The sequence below is a fragment of the Bradyrhizobium sp. Mp27 genome, from assembly GCF_029953005.1.
Classification (GTDB): Bacteria; Pseudomonadota; Alphaproteobacteria; order Rhizobiales; family Xanthobacteraceae; genus Bradyrhizobium; species Bradyrhizobium barranii.
Genome location: NZ_JASAUS010000107.1, coordinates 1 through 15,701, shown reverse-complemented (window position 1 = coordinate 15,701; position 15,701 = coordinate 1). Strand labels below are relative to the sequence as shown.

The 15,701-nt window shown below is 63.1% G+C and carries 14 protein-coding genes; 13 read left to right on the top strand and 1 reads right to left on the bottom strand.

Going from position 1 to position 15,701, the window contains the following annotated elements; all coding sequences use genetic code 11:
• The first annotated feature begins 58 nt into the window (after nucleotides 1-58).
• The 10 genes from QJT78_RS36170 to QJT78_RS36125 all read left to right on the top strand — a co-directional run bounded on the left by QJT78_RS36170 (nucleotide 59) and on the right by QJT78_RS36125 (nucleotide 10,827).
• Complete coding sequence (locus tag QJT78_RS36170) at nucleotides 59-2,470, top strand: TonB-dependent receptor (protein WP_028149084.1); 2,412 nt, start codon at nucleotides 59-61, stop codon at nucleotides 2,468-2,470.
• A 29-nt stretch (nucleotides 2,471-2,499) separates the two neighbouring features.
• Entirely contained in the window at nucleotides 2,500-3,714 is a 1,215-nt protein-coding gene (locus tag QJT78_RS36165) for a sialidase family protein (protein WP_038944721.1), read from the top strand.
• A complete protein-coding gene (locus QJT78_RS36160) occupies nucleotides 3,711-4,208 on the top strand; it encodes a TlpA disulfide reductase family protein (RefSeq protein ID WP_028153964.1) in 498 nt (165 codons plus the stop codon). Before QJT78_RS36165 ends, QJT78_RS36160 begins: the two co-directional genes overlap by 4 nt.
• A gap of 28 nt (nucleotides 4,209-4,236) precedes the next feature.
• A complete protein-coding gene (locus tag QJT78_RS36155) occupies nucleotides 4,237-4,758 on the top strand; it encodes a copper chaperone PCu(A)C (RefSeq protein WP_028153963.1) in 522 nt (173 codons plus the stop codon).
• On the top strand, nucleotides 4,758-5,192 hold the full coding sequence (locus QJT78_RS36150) for a hypothetical protein (RefSeq protein WP_028153962.1): 435 nt from the start codon (nucleotides 4,758-4,760) through the stop codon (nucleotides 5,190-5,192). Before QJT78_RS36155 ends, QJT78_RS36150 begins: the two co-directional genes overlap by 1 nt.
• A 17-nt stretch (nucleotides 5,193-5,209) precedes the next feature.
• Complete coding sequence (locus QJT78_RS36145; protein ID WP_028153961.1) at nucleotides 5,210-5,728, top strand: YcnI family protein; 519 nt, start codon at nucleotides 5,210-5,212, stop codon at nucleotides 5,726-5,728.
• Nucleotides 5,728-7,290: a CopD family protein gene (locus QJT78_RS36140; RefSeq protein ID WP_028153960.1), complete on the top strand. Its 1,563-nt coding sequence runs from the start codon at nucleotides 5,728-5,730 to the stop codon at nucleotides 7,288-7,290. The genes QJT78_RS36145 and QJT78_RS36140 overlap by 1 nt, the downstream gene beginning before the upstream one ends.
• A 151-nt stretch (nucleotides 7,291-7,441) precedes the next feature.
• On the top strand, nucleotides 7,442-8,761 hold the full coding sequence (proS, locus tag QJT78_RS36135; protein ID WP_028153959.1) for a proline--tRNA ligase: 1,320 nt from the start codon (nucleotides 7,442-7,444) through the stop codon (nucleotides 8,759-8,761).
• A 73-nt stretch (nucleotides 8,762-8,834) separates the two neighbouring features.
• The gene (locus QJT78_RS36130) at nucleotides 8,835-10,115 is read left to right on the top strand and encodes a lipoprotein-releasing ABC transporter permease subunit (RefSeq protein ID WP_014494909.1); all 1,281 of its coding nucleotides are present in this window, start codon (nucleotides 8,835-8,837) and stop codon (nucleotides 10,113-10,115) included.
• A 7-nt stretch (nucleotides 10,116-10,122) separates the two neighbouring features.
• Nucleotides 10,123-10,827 carry an ABC transporter ATP-binding protein gene (locus tag QJT78_RS36125; protein ID WP_028153958.1) on the top strand — a complete coding sequence of 235 codons (705 nt, stop codon included), beginning with the start codon at nucleotides 10,123-10,125 and terminating at the stop codon, nucleotides 10,825-10,827.
• Between the two features lie 130 nt (nucleotides 10,828-10,957).
• Here QJT78_RS36125 and QJT78_RS36120 read toward each other — a convergent pair whose 3' ends face one another.
• Complete coding sequence (locus tag QJT78_RS36120; RefSeq protein ID WP_028153957.1) at nucleotides 10,958-12,037, bottom strand: zinc-binding alcohol dehydrogenase family protein; 1,080 nt, start codon at nucleotides 12,035-12,037, stop codon at nucleotides 10,958-10,960.
• 109 nt (nucleotides 12,038-12,146) lie between these two features.
• On the opposite strand from QJT78_RS36120, the gene QJT78_RS36115 reads away from it, so the two are divergent.
• The 3 genes from QJT78_RS36115 (at nucleotide 12,147) to QJT78_RS36105 (ending at nucleotide 15,618) form a co-directional block, all read left to right on the top strand.
• Complete coding sequence (locus QJT78_RS36115) at nucleotides 12,147-12,920, top strand: helix-turn-helix transcriptional regulator (RefSeq protein ID WP_038944722.1); 774 nt, start codon at nucleotides 12,147-12,149, stop codon at nucleotides 12,918-12,920.
• A 302-nt stretch (nucleotides 12,921-13,222) separates the two neighbouring features.
• Nucleotides 13,223-13,657 carry a hypothetical protein gene (locus QJT78_RS36110; protein WP_028154422.1) on the top strand — a complete coding sequence of 145 codons (435 nt, stop codon included), beginning with the start codon at nucleotides 13,223-13,225 and terminating at the stop codon, nucleotides 13,655-13,657.
• The gene (locus QJT78_RS36105) at nucleotides 13,627-15,618 is read left to right on the top strand and encodes an ATP-binding protein (protein WP_080586747.1); all 1,992 of its coding nucleotides are present in this window, start codon (nucleotides 13,627-13,629) and stop codon (nucleotides 15,616-15,618) included. Before QJT78_RS36110 ends, QJT78_RS36105 begins: the two co-directional genes overlap by 31 nt.
• The last annotated feature ends 83 nt before the right edge of the window (nucleotides 15,619-15,701 follow it).

Genomic DNA, 15,701 nt, shown 5'->3' with positions numbered 1-15,701 from the left:
CCGCAGGCGATTGAAGCTGTCGAAGGGCCGGAGAGAAAGCCGGCGTCAGGAATGCCCCATGTTACGTTGTCATGCCCGCCGTGGCGTGAGCGCCGTTGCGGTTCAGGCCGCGCTGCTTGCGTCGTCGAGCGGAGTCTTTGCCCAGAGCACGAACACGGAGCTGCCGGCGGTGACCGTTGAGGCGCCGCAGACTGCCCGTGCCAAGCCAGTCCCCCGGCCTTCGCGGCCGCGAGCCGCTTCGGCCGGCCGCGCAGCGAGGCCCGTTACGCCGAGTGCGGGCGTCAGCGCATCGACCCCAAACCGGGCCGTGACGGCCAGCGCTGCGCGAGACGGTCTCAATCAGGCGCCAACCGGCCAGACCGAGACGACCATCTATCGCAGCCAGTTCGACAACCGGCCGGCGGTTACCGTGGCCGACGTGCTGCGCGAGAGCCCGGGCATATCGGTGAAGCAGGGCAACGGACCCCGCGATATCGGCATCTCGATCCGCGGCTCCAACGCCCGCAACGGCTTCGGCATCCGCAATCTCGTGATCTTCGACGACGGCTTCCCGGTCACGCAGCCGGACGGGCTGTCCCGCAGTGACCTGATCGATCCGCGGGCCTACAGTGCGATCGATGTGATCCGCGGCCCGTCGTCGGCGCTCTACGGCAACTATGCCACCGGCGGCGCGCTCAATTTCCGCACCCGCCCGGGCGGCTCGATCGATGGCGCCGAATATGGCGTCGATGGCGGGAGTTTTGGCTACCTCAACAATTATTTTACCTACGGCAAGAAGGTCGGCAATTTCGAGGGCTCGCTGTTTGCGAGTGACGCCCGCGGCGACGGCTTCATCGGCAATAGCTGGTACAATACCCAAACGGTCAATTTTCTCGGCACGCTGCAGGCCACGCCTGATGATCGCTTTACCGTCAAGTTCATCAACAACAATCTTGATACCCGCCTTCCGATCCGCTCCTCGCTGAACCAGTTCTATCAAAACCCTTTCCAGCAGGGCTGTGCGACCGGGGCTACCGCCGCACCGGGATGCGCGACGGTTCTGCTCAATAATAACGGCTTCAACACAGTCGCGGGGACCGACAGGGAAACGGCGCTGCAAGCAGGGCTTGGTCGCAACGACCGCCGGACCATCGTCGGCGGGCGATGGGAGCACGATTTCGACAATACGACGACATGGCGAAATCAGTTCGTTTTCGACGACCGCAACATCAGTCAGCCCACGGGTGGCACCAGCGCCATCGGCGACTTTCCGTCGTACAATTACATGAGCGACATAACCAAGCGCGGTGAAATCTTCGGGATGGATTCGACCACCTATTTCGGTGGCTTTTACAACACTCTGACGGCATCGAGCGACACGAGATTCGTGATGCCGGGTGGTGACGCGACGCTGGGTAGGCTCCAGAGCAATACGTTCAGCGACACCTCGAATTACGGCGTGCGTGCGCGCGAGGAACTCAAGCTGACGCCGCAACTGACCGCTGTTGCCGGGATCGGATGGGAAACCACCATTCTGAAGGGACTAAATACGGCATACACCTACACGGGGGCCGCGGGCATAACGACGACGAAGCTCACCGCGACTGACCGGCAATTTCAGAATACGGCTCCCGAACTGGCGCTGGTCTACAAATTGAACCCCGAGTGGCAGTTTCGCGGCCGCGTCGCTACGGGCTACGGAACGCCGCAGGTCACCAACCTGTTCATCGTTTCGGACGGCACCCCCGGCAATAACACCCAGCTCCAGACGCAAAAGAATCTCGGCTACGATCTTGGCTTCGATTGGACTCCAAACACCGCACTCAAATTCAGTGCGACCGGCTTCTACGAGTTTTTCCGTAACGAACTGGTGAGCCAGGCGACACAGGTGGCCGGCGTCAGCTTCATGTTCAACGCGCCACGATCCGAGCATCGCGGTGTCGAGCTTGCCGCCGACTGGAAGTTCCTTCCAGGCTGGCGGTTCACGGCGGCGTATACCTATCTCGATCAATTCTACACTGAATACACGGAAAACCTCAGAAGCCCCGGCGTCGGTGGAACCGTCTTCAGCTTCAATCGTGCGGGCAACAAGATTCCCGGGATATCGCCGAACGAGTTAACCGCGCGACTTGGCTATGACGAGTCTTCGGGGCCGCTTGCCGGCCTCGGCGCGTTCGTCGAAGTGCAGTCGAAGGATTCCTTCTGGATGGACAACGCCAATCTCTTGAAGGCGCCCGGTTACGAACTGGTCAATCTCAACGTGCACTACAAAACGGACCTCCAGTCTGACTACTTCAAGTCACTGAACGTCTATTTTGAAGTCAGGAACGTGTTTGACCGGACCTATGTGGCTTCGGCGAACAATATTGCGAATACGGTGCAAGGCACGGGCATCCAGGACGGAGCGATCGCTTTGGCGAATACGACCAATTCAATCTACGCCGGCTCGCCGCGCGCGTTCTTCGCCGGAATGAAGCTGGCGTTCAAATGATCGAGCAACACTGCAGGAGGAGGAAAGTCATGCTACGAATGAGCCTGCTCGCGACGCTCGTCCTTTCGCTTTGCCAAGACGCAGCGCATGCGCAAATGAGCCATCATCAGCATGCCTCGGAAGCGGCGTGCGAGGAGCCGACGCTGCGCTGTGCAACCAAGGTGACGCCCGCATTCGGACCGGACGGAACGCTGTGGCTGGCCTGGATGGCAGGCGGGCAGGTGTCGGTTGCGAGTTCATCGGATGCGGGGCGCAGCTTCTCGGCGCCCACCCAGGTCACGACCAAGCGGCTGAACCTTGATTGGGGGCCGGATGCGCGGCCGAAGATCGTGATCGATCGCAAGGGCGGCATCGCGCTCGCATTCTCGATCTTCAGGGATGAGGCTTTCAACGGCCAGGTGCTCTACACACGCTCGGCCGACGGTGGGAAGAGCTTTGCGGAGCTGAAGCCCATCACCGCCAACAACGAGAGCCAGCGCTTTGAGGCGCTGGCGCTCGATCAGGATGGAACGGTCTTTGCGGCATGGCTGGACAAGCGCAATCGCGTTCCCGCGAAGGAGGCCGGACGGAAGTACGAGGGAGCGGGGCTGTTCTTTGCCTCGTCGCGCGATGGCGGCGCCACCTACGCGGAGGCGAAGCTTGCGCGTGACAACACTTGCGAGTGCTGCCGCTTGGGGCTGACATTCGCGGCGCCCGGGCGGCCGGCCGTGATCTTCAGAAATATCTTCGAGGGCGGCGTGCGCGATCACGCGGTCATGACCTTCGCCGACGTCTCGACGCCGGGCGAGATCCATCGGGTCAGTAATGACGACTGGCAGATCAACGCCTGCCCGCATCACGGACCGAGCCTCACCGTTGCGCCGAACGGGACCTATCACGTCGCCTGGTACACGAGCGGCAAGGCGCGCAAGGGACTGTTCTACGCCCATTCGCGCGACGAAGGCCGCACCTTCTCTGCGCCCATGGCGCTGGGGCAGCCGGGCCGCAATCCGACGCGTCCTTACGTGCTCGCAAGTGCTGTGGGAACGGTGATGGTCTGGAAGGAGTTCGACGGCGAGAAGACCTCGGTCCAGATGATGATTTCCCGCGACGACGGCGAGAACTGGTCGCCGCCGAAGACGATATCGAGTACGACCGACACATCCGATCATCCCTTGCTCGTTTCCAATGGCCAACAGGTCTATCTGTCATGGATGACGAAAGCGGATGGCTATCGGCTTACAGCAATCGAGGACCAGCCATGAGACGTCGATTTGCAGGCATTCTAGGTCTGGGTATCCTGATCGCGTCAGCGGCTACGCTGGGAGCGGCGCCGACCCTGAAACCGTTCGAGCGCGGCACCTGGCAAGGCGTCCTTAAGGGTCATGCGGGCCGCCCGACGCTCGTGCATTTCTGGGGCGTGACCTGCGGGCCCTGCAAGGTCGAGCTGCCTTTGCTCGGGCAGTTTGCGAAGGACCATCCCGGGATCGACGTGGTCACGATCAGCGCCGATCTCGTGCCGAACCTGCCGGCGGCAACGCAGTCGATGCTTGATAAAGCGGGGCTGTCGTCGACCGAGAACTTCATCTTCAACGACGGTTTTGTCGAGCGTTTGAGGTTCGAGATCGATCCTGCCTGGCAGGGCGACATTCCCCGGACCATGCTCATCTCCCGGGACGGGACGATCACGACGATCGAAGGCTCGGCCGAGATGGCCGATCTCGAAAAATGGTCGGGCCAACAGCTCGCCACTCACTGAAATTCAATCTGCAAACGGGAATATCGATATGAAGACCACGTTGAAAGATGTGCTGCTCGCAGCATTCGCTCTCGCGCTCTGCGCAGCACCAGCGGCGGCCGAGGACGTCAAGGCCGGCGATCTCGTCATCTCGCAGGCCTGGAGCCGGGCGACGCCGGGCGGCGCCAAGGTCGCCGGCGGCTATCTCACCATCGAGAACAAGGGGACAACGGCGGACAGGCTGGTCAGCGTTTCCGCCGACATCGCGGGGAAGACCGAGGTCCATGAGATGGCGATGGACAACGGTGTGATGAAGATGCGTCCGCTCGACAAGGGGCTCGTGATCGATGCCGGCAAGACGGTGAAGCTCGCGCCCGGCGGCAATCATCTGATGCTCCAGGAGCTGAAGGGTCCGTTCAAGCAGGGTGACAAGGTACTGGTGACGCTGGAGTTCGAGAAGGCCGGCAAGGTCGCCGTCTCCCTCGACGTCCAGGGCGTCGGTGCGCAGGCGCCTGGCGACGGCGGGCACATGTTGAAGAAAATGCCGGATCATTCGGGAATGAAGATGTGATGAAACAGATCAAGTCTCCGATGACCTCGGGTCGATCCCTCACATGCCTTGCGCTGGCGATGGCTGCGTTGCTGTCGGTTGCCGCGACACCGCTTGCGGCGGCGACGGACGACGACAGCTTTTTCACGCACCTGCACACCGAGAAGGCCATGGCCAATGTCACGGTCTCGCCGGGCCGCGCCGGCCCGGTCGAGATCGCCATCCAGCTCGAAACCACGGACGAGACGCCGCTCACGGCCAAAGCCGTGTCAGTGACGCTCGTGGACACGCAGTCCGGCCGAAAGCTCGCGCCGGTCGAGGCTTCGCGCGACGGCGAGGACAGCTGGCATGTGAAGGTCGCGCAATTGACGCCCGGACGCTGGATGCTGGGCCTCGGAATTTCGATTTCCGAGGCCGATCATGTCAGCGTGGAATCGCCGATCCTGATCAAATGACCATCGAAGGGCCAAACATGTCGAAGAAATCCTGCCTGTTCCTGATCGCCGCGCTGGCCGCGTCGCCTGCATCGGCGCATATCACGCTCGAGACCAAGCAGGCGACGGTTGGTTCCTACTACAAGGCCGTCTTCGCCGTGCCGCACGGCTGCGCGGGTTCGCCCACGGTGAAGATCAGGGTGCAGATTCCGGAAGGCGTGATTGCGGTGAAGCCGATGCCGAAGCCGGGCTGGAGCGTCGATGTCGTCGAAGGCAAGTACGCCAATGAATACGACTATCACGGCAACAAGCTTGGCTCCGGCGTCAAGGAGGTGGCCTGGTCCGGCGGCAAGCTGCCGGATCACAATTACGACGAGTTCGTCATCAGCAGCTTCCTGACCAACAGCCTGAAGCCGGACACGACGCTGTATTTCCCTGTCGTTCAGGAGTGCGAGACCGGCGTCAGCCGCTGGATCGAGATCCCGGCGGACGGGGCAGGGCATTCGCACGAGGGCAAATCGCCGGCACCGGGCGTGAAGCTCCTGCCAAAGCCCTGATGCGCCTGCTCGCCGCGCTCGCGACGCTCCTCTGCGTTGTCGGCCTCACGACCGGCGCGTCCGCACATGCGGCGCTCGTCGCGGTCGAGCCGGCGAGCGGCAGCATGCTTGCGAGCGCGCCGAAGGCGGTGGAGCTGCGCTTCAACGAGACGGTGACGCCGGGCGCAATCCAATTGATCGACGGCGCGGGCAGGGCGCGGGATGATGCGCGCGTCAGCGCGTCGGGCGAAACGATCTCGGTCGCGATGCCGCCCGACCTGCCGCAGGGCACGGCGGTCGTCAGCTATCGCGTGATCTCGCAGGACGGCCATCCCGTCGCGGGATCGGTGATCTTCTCGATCGGCATGCCGACGGGGACGCAACCTCCCGCCAATGCGGATCGCGGGTTGAACGCGCTGATCTGGCTGGCGCGGGTCGGTCTGTATCTCGGGCTGTTCGTCGGTGTCGGAGGCGTGTTCTTTGCGCGCTGGGTCGCGTGGTCGACGACGAGCATGACCGTTCCGCGCGTCGCGCTCGCCATCGGCATTCCCTGCGCCACAGCCTCCGTTGGCGCGTTGGGCCTCGATCTCCTCGGGCTGCCACCAGCGGCTCTCGCGACGGCCGCGCCGTGGAAGGTCGCGTTCGCGACCAGCGCCGGCCCCGCGCTGCTGGTTGCGATTGCCGCGATGCTGCTCGCGTTGATGGCGCTGCGCAGCGCATGGTATGCGCGCGCTCTTGCGATCATCGCGCTCGTCGGCGTCGGTCTGTCGCTTGCCATGACCGGGCACGCTGCAACAGCCCCGCCGGAGGCGTTGACCCGGCCGGCGATCTTTCTCCACGGCCTCGGCGTCACCATCTGGATCGGTGCTCTCGCGCCGCTGGTCGCGCTGGTGACGAAGCCGACGACTGCGACGCTCCCCGTCGTGAACCGCTTTTCCCGCATCGCTGCGCTGGCGGTCGGCGTGCTGGCCTTGACCGGCCTCGCACTCGCGATCGTTCAGCTCGAAAAGCCGGTCGCGCTGGTCGAGACCCGCTACGGACTCATCCTCTCGATCAAACTTGCATTGGTCACGGGATTGCTGGCGCTCGCCGCGCTCAATCGGTTCAGGCTGACACCGGCCCTGGCCCGGGACGAGAAAGGGACGCCCGCGCTCAAGCGCTCGATCCTGCTGGAGGGCGCGATCGCACTCGCCATCCTTGCCGTCGTCGCCGGCTGGCGCTTCACCCCACCGCCGCGGACGATCATTCCCGAGACGCCTTTGGCGATCCACATCCACAGCGACAAGGCGATGTTCCAGGTTCTGGTGTCTCCTGGGAAACCCGGCGTCGACGATTTCGTGCTCCAGCTCATGACCGGCGAGGCCACGCCGCTGATCGCGAAGGAGGTGACGCTGACCTTGAGCCTACCGGAGCGTGGCATCGAGCCGATGGAGCGGGGCGCCTCGCTCGAGCCGGACGGCTACTGGCATGTGCGCAAGGTCGAGCTTCCCTTCGCCGGCCGCTGGCATGTGCGGATCGACGCGCTGGTGACCGATTTCGAGAAGGTCACGCTGGAGGACGAGCTCGATCTGGGGCTACCTTAAAGCGCGCCGGCGCAGTTCATGCTGAACCTGAAGGCAACGGAAAAATGACAGGAATTTCGTCGCCTTAGCGGCTTTTCCTCATTCCCGGTCTTGTGTTTTCGCTCCCAATCCGCTTTCACTGCAGGCGATCACTGATTCCCAGAGTATTGCCATGCGGTTGTCGCGATTCTTTCTGCCCATCCTGAAGGAAAATCCGAAAGAGGCGGAGATCGTCTCGCATCGGCTGATGCTACGCGCCGGCATGATCCGGCAGGAGGCGGCCGGCATCTATGCTTGGCTGCCGCTCGGCTTCCGCGTGCTGAAGAAGATCGAGCAGATCGTGCGCGAGGAGCAGGACCGTTCCGGCGCGCTGGAACTCTTGATGCCGACGCTCCAGCTCGCGGACCTCTGGCGCGAGAGCGGCCGTTATGACGCCTACGGCCCGGAAATGCTGCGCATCGCCGATCGCCACAAGCGTGAGCTGCTGTACGGGCCGACCAACGAGGAAATGATCACCGAGATCTTCCGCGCCTACGTCAAGTCCTACAAGAACCTGCCGCTCAATCTCTATCATATCCAATGGAAATTCCGCGACGAGCAGCGTCCGCGCTTCGGCGTGATGCGCGGCCGCGAATTCCTGATGAAGGACGCCTATTCCTTCGACCTCAACGAGGCCGCGGCGCGCGTCGCCTACAACAAGATGTTCGTCGCCTATTTGCGCACCTTCGCGCGGATGGGGCTGAAGGCGATCCCGATGCGCGCGGAGACCGGCCCGATCGGCGGCGATCTCAGCCACGAGTTCATCGTGCTTGCGGAGACCGGTGAATCCGGCGTGTTCATCAATCGCGACGTGCTGGACCTGCCGGTGCCGGGCGAGGACGTCGACTATGACAGCGACTTGACGCCGATCATCAAGCAGTGGACCTCGGTCTATGCGGCGACGGAAGACGTGCACGACGCCGCGCGCTTCGAACAGGAAGTGCCTGCGGACAAGCGGGTGAACACCCGCGGGATCGAGGTCGGGCAGATCTTCTATTTCGGCACGAAATATTCCGACGCGATGAAGGCGCTGGTTGCGGGCCCCGACGGCGTCGACGTGCCGATCCACGGCGGCTCCTACGGCGTCGGCGTCTCGCGCCTGTTAGGTGCCATCATCGAGGCCTGCCACGACGATGCCGGCATCAAATGGCCGGAGGCGGTGGCCCCGTTCCGCGTGTCGATTCTCAACCTCAAGCAGGGCGATGCCGCGGTCGATGCGGCCTGCGAGAAGCTCTACGCCGAGCTCACCGCCAAGGGCGTCGACGTGCTCTACGACGACACCGATCAGCGGGCCGGCGCCAAATTCGCCGCCGCCGACCTGATCGGCATCCCCTGGCAGATCATGATCGGGCCGAAGGGCCTCGCCGAGGGCAAGGTCGAGATCAAGAAGCGCAGTGACGGCTCCCGCGAGACGATGTCGCCTGCGGACGCGGTCGCCCGGCTGGTCGGCTGAATATTGTTCATCGCGCGATATCGCGGCCGCCAATCCGGCCACAATTGACCCCGAATCATGGGATTATCGAGCGATGGATGAGACCATGACCGAGACCAAGCAAACCGCGCCTTTTGCGCCATTCGAGTGGATGTTGTCGGCGCGCTATCTGCGGGCGCGCCGCAAGGAGGGATTCATCTCGGTCATCGCCGGGTTCTCCTTCCTCGGCATCATGCTCGGCGTGGCGACGCTGATCATCGTCATGGCGGTGATGAACGGCTTCCGCAAGGAGCTGCTCGACAAGATTTTGGGCCTCAACGGCCATATCCTGGTGCAGCCGCTGGAATCGCCGCTGACCGACTGGAAGGACGTCGCCGATCGCCTCAGCCAGGTCCAGGGCATCCGGCTCGCAGCGCCCGTGGTCGACGGCCAGGCGCTGGCGTCCTCGCCGTGGAACGCCTCGGGCGTCCTGGTGCGCGGCATCCGCTCCGATGACCTCAACAACCTCACCTCGATCGCCAAGAACATCAAGCAGGGCTCGCTCGAGGGCTTTGACGACGGGCAGGGGGTTGCGATCGGCCGCCGCCTCGCCGACCAGCTGTCGCTGCATGCCGGTGACAGCGTGACGCTGGTGGCGCCGAAGGGCGCGGTCACCCCGATGGGCACGACGCCGCGCATCAAACCCTACAAGATCGTGGCGGTGTTCGAGATCGGCATGTCCGAATACGATCTCGGCTTTGTGTTCATGCCATTGGCCGAAGCCCAGGCCTATTTCAACCGCAGCAACGACGTCACCTCGATCGAGGTGTTCACCACGAACCCTGACAAGATCGACGCCTTCCGCAAGGCGGTGACGGAGGCCGCGGGCCGGCCGGTGTTCCTGGTCGACTGGCGGCAGCGCAACTCGACCTTCTTCAACGCGCTCCAGGTCGAGCGCAACGTGATGTTCCTGATCCTGACCATGATCGTGCTGGTCGCCGCGCTCAACATCGTCTCCGGTCTGATCATGCTGGTGAAGGATAAGGGCAGCGACATCGCGATCCTGCGCACCATGGGCGCCTCGCAAGGCTCGATCATGCGCGTCTTCCTGATCACGGGCGCCTCGATCGGCGTGGTCGGCACGCTGGTCGGCTTCTTCGTCGGCCTCGTGATCTGCCTCAACATCGAGTCCATCAGGCAATTCCTGTCCTGGCTGACCAGCACCGAGCTGTTCTCGCCGGAGCTCTACTTCCTGTCGAAACTGCCCGCCGAGATCGACGTCGGCGAGACCACGGCGGTCGTCATCATGGCGCTGACGCTGTCGTTCCTTGCGACGCTGTACCCGTCGTGGCGCGCCGCGCGCCTCGATCCCGTCGAAGCGCTGCGGTACGAGTGAGGGGCTGATGGAGAGCCAGCAGGGGGCGGAAGATGTACCGGTCATTTATCTCCACGAGATAAAGCGGCAGTACTTGCAGGGCGAGGTGCCGCTGACGATCCTCGACAACGCCAAGCTCGCACTGTGGGCCGGGCAATCGGTCGCGCTGGTCGCGCCGTCGGGCTCGGGCAAATCCACGTTGCTGCACATCGCGGGGCTGCTTGAAGCCCCCGATTCCGGCGAGGTCTACGTCAACGGCGCGCCGACCTCGCAGCTGCCCGACATCGAGCGTACCCAGCTCCGCCGCACCGATATCGGCTTCGTCTACCAGTCGCACCGGCTGCTGCCGGAGTTCTCGGCGCTCGAGAACGTCATGATGCCGCAGATGATCCGCGGCCTGAAGAAGTCGGAGAGCGTCAAGCGCGCCAAGGAGATCCTTGGCTATCTCGGCCTCGGCGACCGCATCACCCATCGGCCCGCGGAATTGTCCGGCGGCGAGCAGCAGCGCGTCGCGATCGCGCGCGCGGTGGCCAACGCGCCGCGCGTGCTGTTCGCGGACGAGCCGACCGGCAACCTCGATCCGCACACGGCCGATCACGTCTTCCAGGCTCTGATGCAGTTGGTCAAGGCGACCAAGGTCTCCATGCTGATCGCGACCCACAACATGGAGCTCGCCGGCCGCATGGACCGGCGCGTGTCGCTGTCGAACGGCCAGGTCGTCGAGCTCGAATAACAAAAACTGCGAAAACAACCCCATGCACAGTAGCCGGCCTTGGTCGGCTACGATCGGGGTGACGCCTTCCAGCCATTTGACATGTCGGGCCTATCGGCTGCAACGGCGCATCGCCGCAGCGGAGGGGCCGTTACGGCCTGATCACCGTCAGCTTGAACGGTCCGCCATTGGCCGCGGCGTGTTCCACCGCCTCGTTGACGTGGTCGAGGTCGAACGCCGTCGCCTCGTATTCGTCCAGCCGTAACAATCCCGCGCGCACCAGCGCGATCAGGCGGCTCGCCGCATCCGGCGGGTACATCCAGACACCGTGGATGCTGATGCAGTTGCGCATGATCCAGGGGTAGGGCAGATCGAGGCCAGCGCCGCCCGCCATGCCAACGCCGCCCATCAGCACGACGCGGCCGTAAGCGCGCGCCGTCATGATCGCCGCGCGTACGACGGTCGTGCTGACCGAGGGCGGCATGATGTCGAACACGCAGTCGATCGGCCCCGGTGCGGCGCGCTTCATGCTTTCGCAGTCGTCGCTCTCGTTTCCGGTGAGTTTCACCGGCTTCACCCGATCGCCGAAGCGGCAGACGAGGTCGGCCAGAATCCCGTCGTTGCGACCGGGCGCGACCACGCAGGCCGCGCCCATCGCGAGCGCGACGGAGACGGCAGCGCTGCCGAAATTGCCGGTGGCGCCGCTCACCAGCACGGTCTCGCCGGGTTGAAGGTTGGCGGCGAGAAAGCCGCCATAGGGTACCAGCGCCGTCCCCAGCGCGCACCATTGCGAGGCTTCCGCAGACGTGATCGCGCCAAGCCGCTTCACATTCTCGGTCGGCACGCGCATCCGCTCGGCATAGGAGCCGTGGCGAAAATGCCGTTGCAGGCGCATACCGCCGGGGCCGGCGGCCGTGAGCCCTTGCAGGGCGATATCGGGCGCCACGATGTCATCCCGGGAACGCACCGTCGGGTCGCAGAACACCCAGTCGCCAACGGCGAGCTTGGTCGCGTCCGGGCCGATCGCGCGCACCCGGCCGATGCCGCCGGGACCCGGGATGATCGGCAGGTCGAGCGCGTAGTTTCGTTCGCCGCTGAAAACCTCGTTCATGTAGGACAGGACGCGCGTGGCGACGACGTCGACGATGACCTCGCCGGTGCCGAGCACCGGCTCCGGCATATTCTCGATCACCAGCGGCGATCCGAAGGATTTGAGTACGGCAGCTTTCATGATGTTCACCTCAAAGTCGGGTGAAAAGGCATATGCGCCGCCTTGGAAGGGCCAGGAAGGCCTGGTATTATCCTAGTATTACGAAGGCCCTCCATCGGAGCGCAATATCATGGCCGACCCGCGCCGCATCGAATTCGGCGACTTCCTGCGGTCCCGCCGCGAAAAGCTGACGCCGAAGACGGTCGGTCTTCCCGCGGGCAGCCGCCGGCGCACCGCGGGCCTGCGCCGCGAGGAGGTCGCCCAGCTCGCCGGCATCGGTGTCGACTGGTACATCCGCCTCGAGCAGGGGCGCACCGTCAGCCCGTCGGTGACCACCGTCGATGCGCTCGCCCGTGCGCTGCGGCTGAGCAAGACCGAGCATGCGCATCTCAAGGCGCTGGCGCGCGACGGCGACAAGCGGGCGTTCACACGCGAGATCGTGCCGCCGCCGATCCTGCGGCTGATCGAGAGCCTGCCGCATCCGGCCTATATCACCGGGCGGCGCTGGGACGTGCTGGCCTGGAACGAAGCCGCCGAGCAGGTTTTTGCGTTCGGCCGGTTGCCGGAGGAGGATCGCAACACGATGCTCCTGATGATGACCAACAAGCAGACGCGCAAGGCTTACGGCGCGGGCTGGGCGGAGGTCGCCAAGCGCATGGTCGCGATGTTCCGCGCCACCCACGACGTCTGGGCCGGCGATCCCGCGTTCGCGGAGTTGCTGACGCGGCTGCGGCAGGGCAGCCCGGAATTCGTCAAATGGTGGGAAGCCCACGAGATCCGCAGCACCGCCTCGGGCCTCAAGACGATGTCTCATCCAACTCTGGGAGTGCTGCATTTCGAGCACACGAGTTTTCAGGCCAATGACGATCCCGCGCTGAAGCTCGTGATCTACACGCCGGTGTAGGCAAAGGCCGGGGGGCGCATCACAGGCACACGGAAGCCGATCAGTCCGAGTAATGCCGGTTCCGGCTGACGCAGACTTCACGTGCTTCGTGCAACGTCAACGTCGGAAGTGACCCATAGCGGTCTCGCCGGAGGGCCCGTCGCTGGTCCGCCGTCAGCGGAATCCAGGGGCTTGTGACCTGTTGATGCACACAATGACACGAAGCTGAACCAGACGGGCCGGCGCCACACACAGCCGTTGCGGCCAACCGCCGCGGGGTGCAGAATGGTTGTACTTTGTCGGAGCGAGGAAAGGGGGTTGCGATGGCGGGAGAGGAAAAGCAGGGCGCCCAAAGAGTTGCCGGGGCTGTCGGCGGTGCAATCTCAGTCGGCGGTCACGTGACGGGTTCTGCTCTTTCCAGCGGGCAGAATATCAAAGCGACAGTAGTCTTCGCGGGACCTGACGGAGCCGAACGCGAGCGCGTCCTGGAGGCTTTGTCAGCAATTCAAGCGGAGCTAGCTCGCCTTACCGGGCCGAAAGCGCCGGCCGCCAACACCTTGGCAGGTGCAGCTGTCGATGCCGTAAAGAAGGTCGAACCCAGCAAAGACGAGATTGGCGGATTTCTCGACAGCGCCTTGAAAACGGCACGCGAGACCGCGGAGTTCGCAAGCGTCGCGACGAAGCTGGCTCCGCACGTGGGCACGGTTGCAAACTGGCTGGGCGGACAATGGCAGAACCTGGCAAGCCTACTGGTGTAATCACTGGCGAAGCGGACTCAGGAAATCCCCGCACGATCTGCGTTGAAGGTAACGTGGTTGGGGCAGCTTTGATTGTCGGCGACAACAATATTGTCACGATCGTCTACGGTGACAGAGCGGCACGACCGTCAACTGACGGCCTAGAAAGGTCATCAACGTACGTTCGCCAAATACGAATCTTCCTCTCTTCGCCGGGAGATGTAGTACACGAGCGGCAACTGGCGCGCGAGGTTGTCAAGGAACTCGTAGCAGAACCCTTCCTTCGCGATAGCGTAACACTGACTATCGTCTCTTGGGATGATCCGGACGCGCCGGTTCCTCTACTGGCGAACCTCACCCCGCAGGAGGCAATTGATCAAGGTCGACCGACTTCGGCGGCGTGCGACATCGTTGTTGTCGTCCTCTGGTCACGCATCGGTACACCGCTGTCTGACAAGTTCCGAAAGCCTGACGGCTCCCCATACCTTTCAGGCACGGAATGGGAGTACGAACAGGCTCTCAACTCACCGCAGCGACCAGACATCTTGATCTATCGCCGTACTGAGAAAGTCCTGCTGGATGCGGACGATCCCCAGCTTACGGCTAGATTGGATCAGAAGAATAGACTTAAGAGCTTTTTCGGGCGTCTTCGCAATTCCGATGGCTCGTTGCGGGCGGGAGTGACAGACTATGAGTCTCCAACCACGTTTTACGAGCGACTAAAGAAGGACCTTCGCGAGCGGATTGCAAACATCCTCAGCAGGCCCGCGGCCGATCGCAGCGAATTCGCCGCATCGAAGACATTGGTCGTTCAGCCGTGGAAAGCTGCCCCATATCCCGGACTTCGCTCATTCGTGAGTGCTGAGACAGAGATATTCTTCGGTCGGGGGCGCGAAGTTGATGCCATGCTCGCCGCCTTGCGAAAACCGGCGCGCCGATTCTTGGCTGTAGTAGGCGCATCCGGCAGCGGGAAATCATCTCTTGTCGAAGCAGGGTTGTTGCCGAGACTCAGTGAGGGAGTCATTGAAGGCAGCGAGCACTGGCCTGTGTTCAAATTGTCTCCCGGCGCATTCGGCGACAATGCTTTGATGGCGCTCGCGAGTAGACTGGAGGTCGCCTTACCGACACATTATCGAAAGCAACCGACGGAGATTGCGAAAATACTCGCGGAAACTCCACGGCAGCTCTCGAATTATGCCGATGCGCTTGTGGTTGGTCGCCCGCGCGGGACGCCCATAGTACTGGTTGTCGATCAGTTTGAGGAACTTTTCACTGTCACATCAGAGGTTCATCGAGCCTGTTTCCTAAGGTTGCTCGCCGAATGCAGCGATGACCCGCGAGTATTGGTAGTCGCTACGCTGCGAGCAGACTTTTTGCCTCAATGCGCGGCCGAGCCCTCCCTCGGGGCCCAATTACAGGAAGGTACCTTTGTGCTGGGAAAGCCGGGACCGACCGCGCTCCTCGATATGATCCGCAAGCCCGCTGAACGAGCGGGTCTTGAGTTTGAGGACGGCCTGGACGAAGAAATTTTGCGTGATTTAGGCGGCGATGCTGGCGCGCTGCCGCTGATGGCATTCTGCCTGGAGGAACTTCACCGGAGGACCAATGTTCAGCACGCGCTGACGATCCAAACGTACCGAGATATGGGCGGCGTAAAAGGCGTGCTCAAGCGGCGGATTGTCGAACTTCTTGAGATGCTTCGCAAGGACGCGGACTTGTCCGGCGTTCTCCCGCAAATGTTTCGCGCTCTTGTCTTCGTCGACGAAGCTGGGAAGGCCGTTCGACAACGTGCAAATCTCAACGAGCTATTGGCCGGACCGGCTCCGATGCCCGAGCTGGTCAAGATGCTCGTTGCGCCTGGCCGCGTGCTGCTGGCTGAGGATGTAGCCGGGCGGCCGACCGTTATGTTGGCTCATGAAGCGTTGCTGCAGCAATGGCCGGCCCTTAGTGAGTGGCTAGTACCCACTTTTCTTGGAACGTGAGTCGTGATTCAAGGTCGGGATGATACCCGAAGCAAGAGAAGTCCACCTTTCGAGGAAAGATCGCAAGGTGCTTGAGGCGTGCT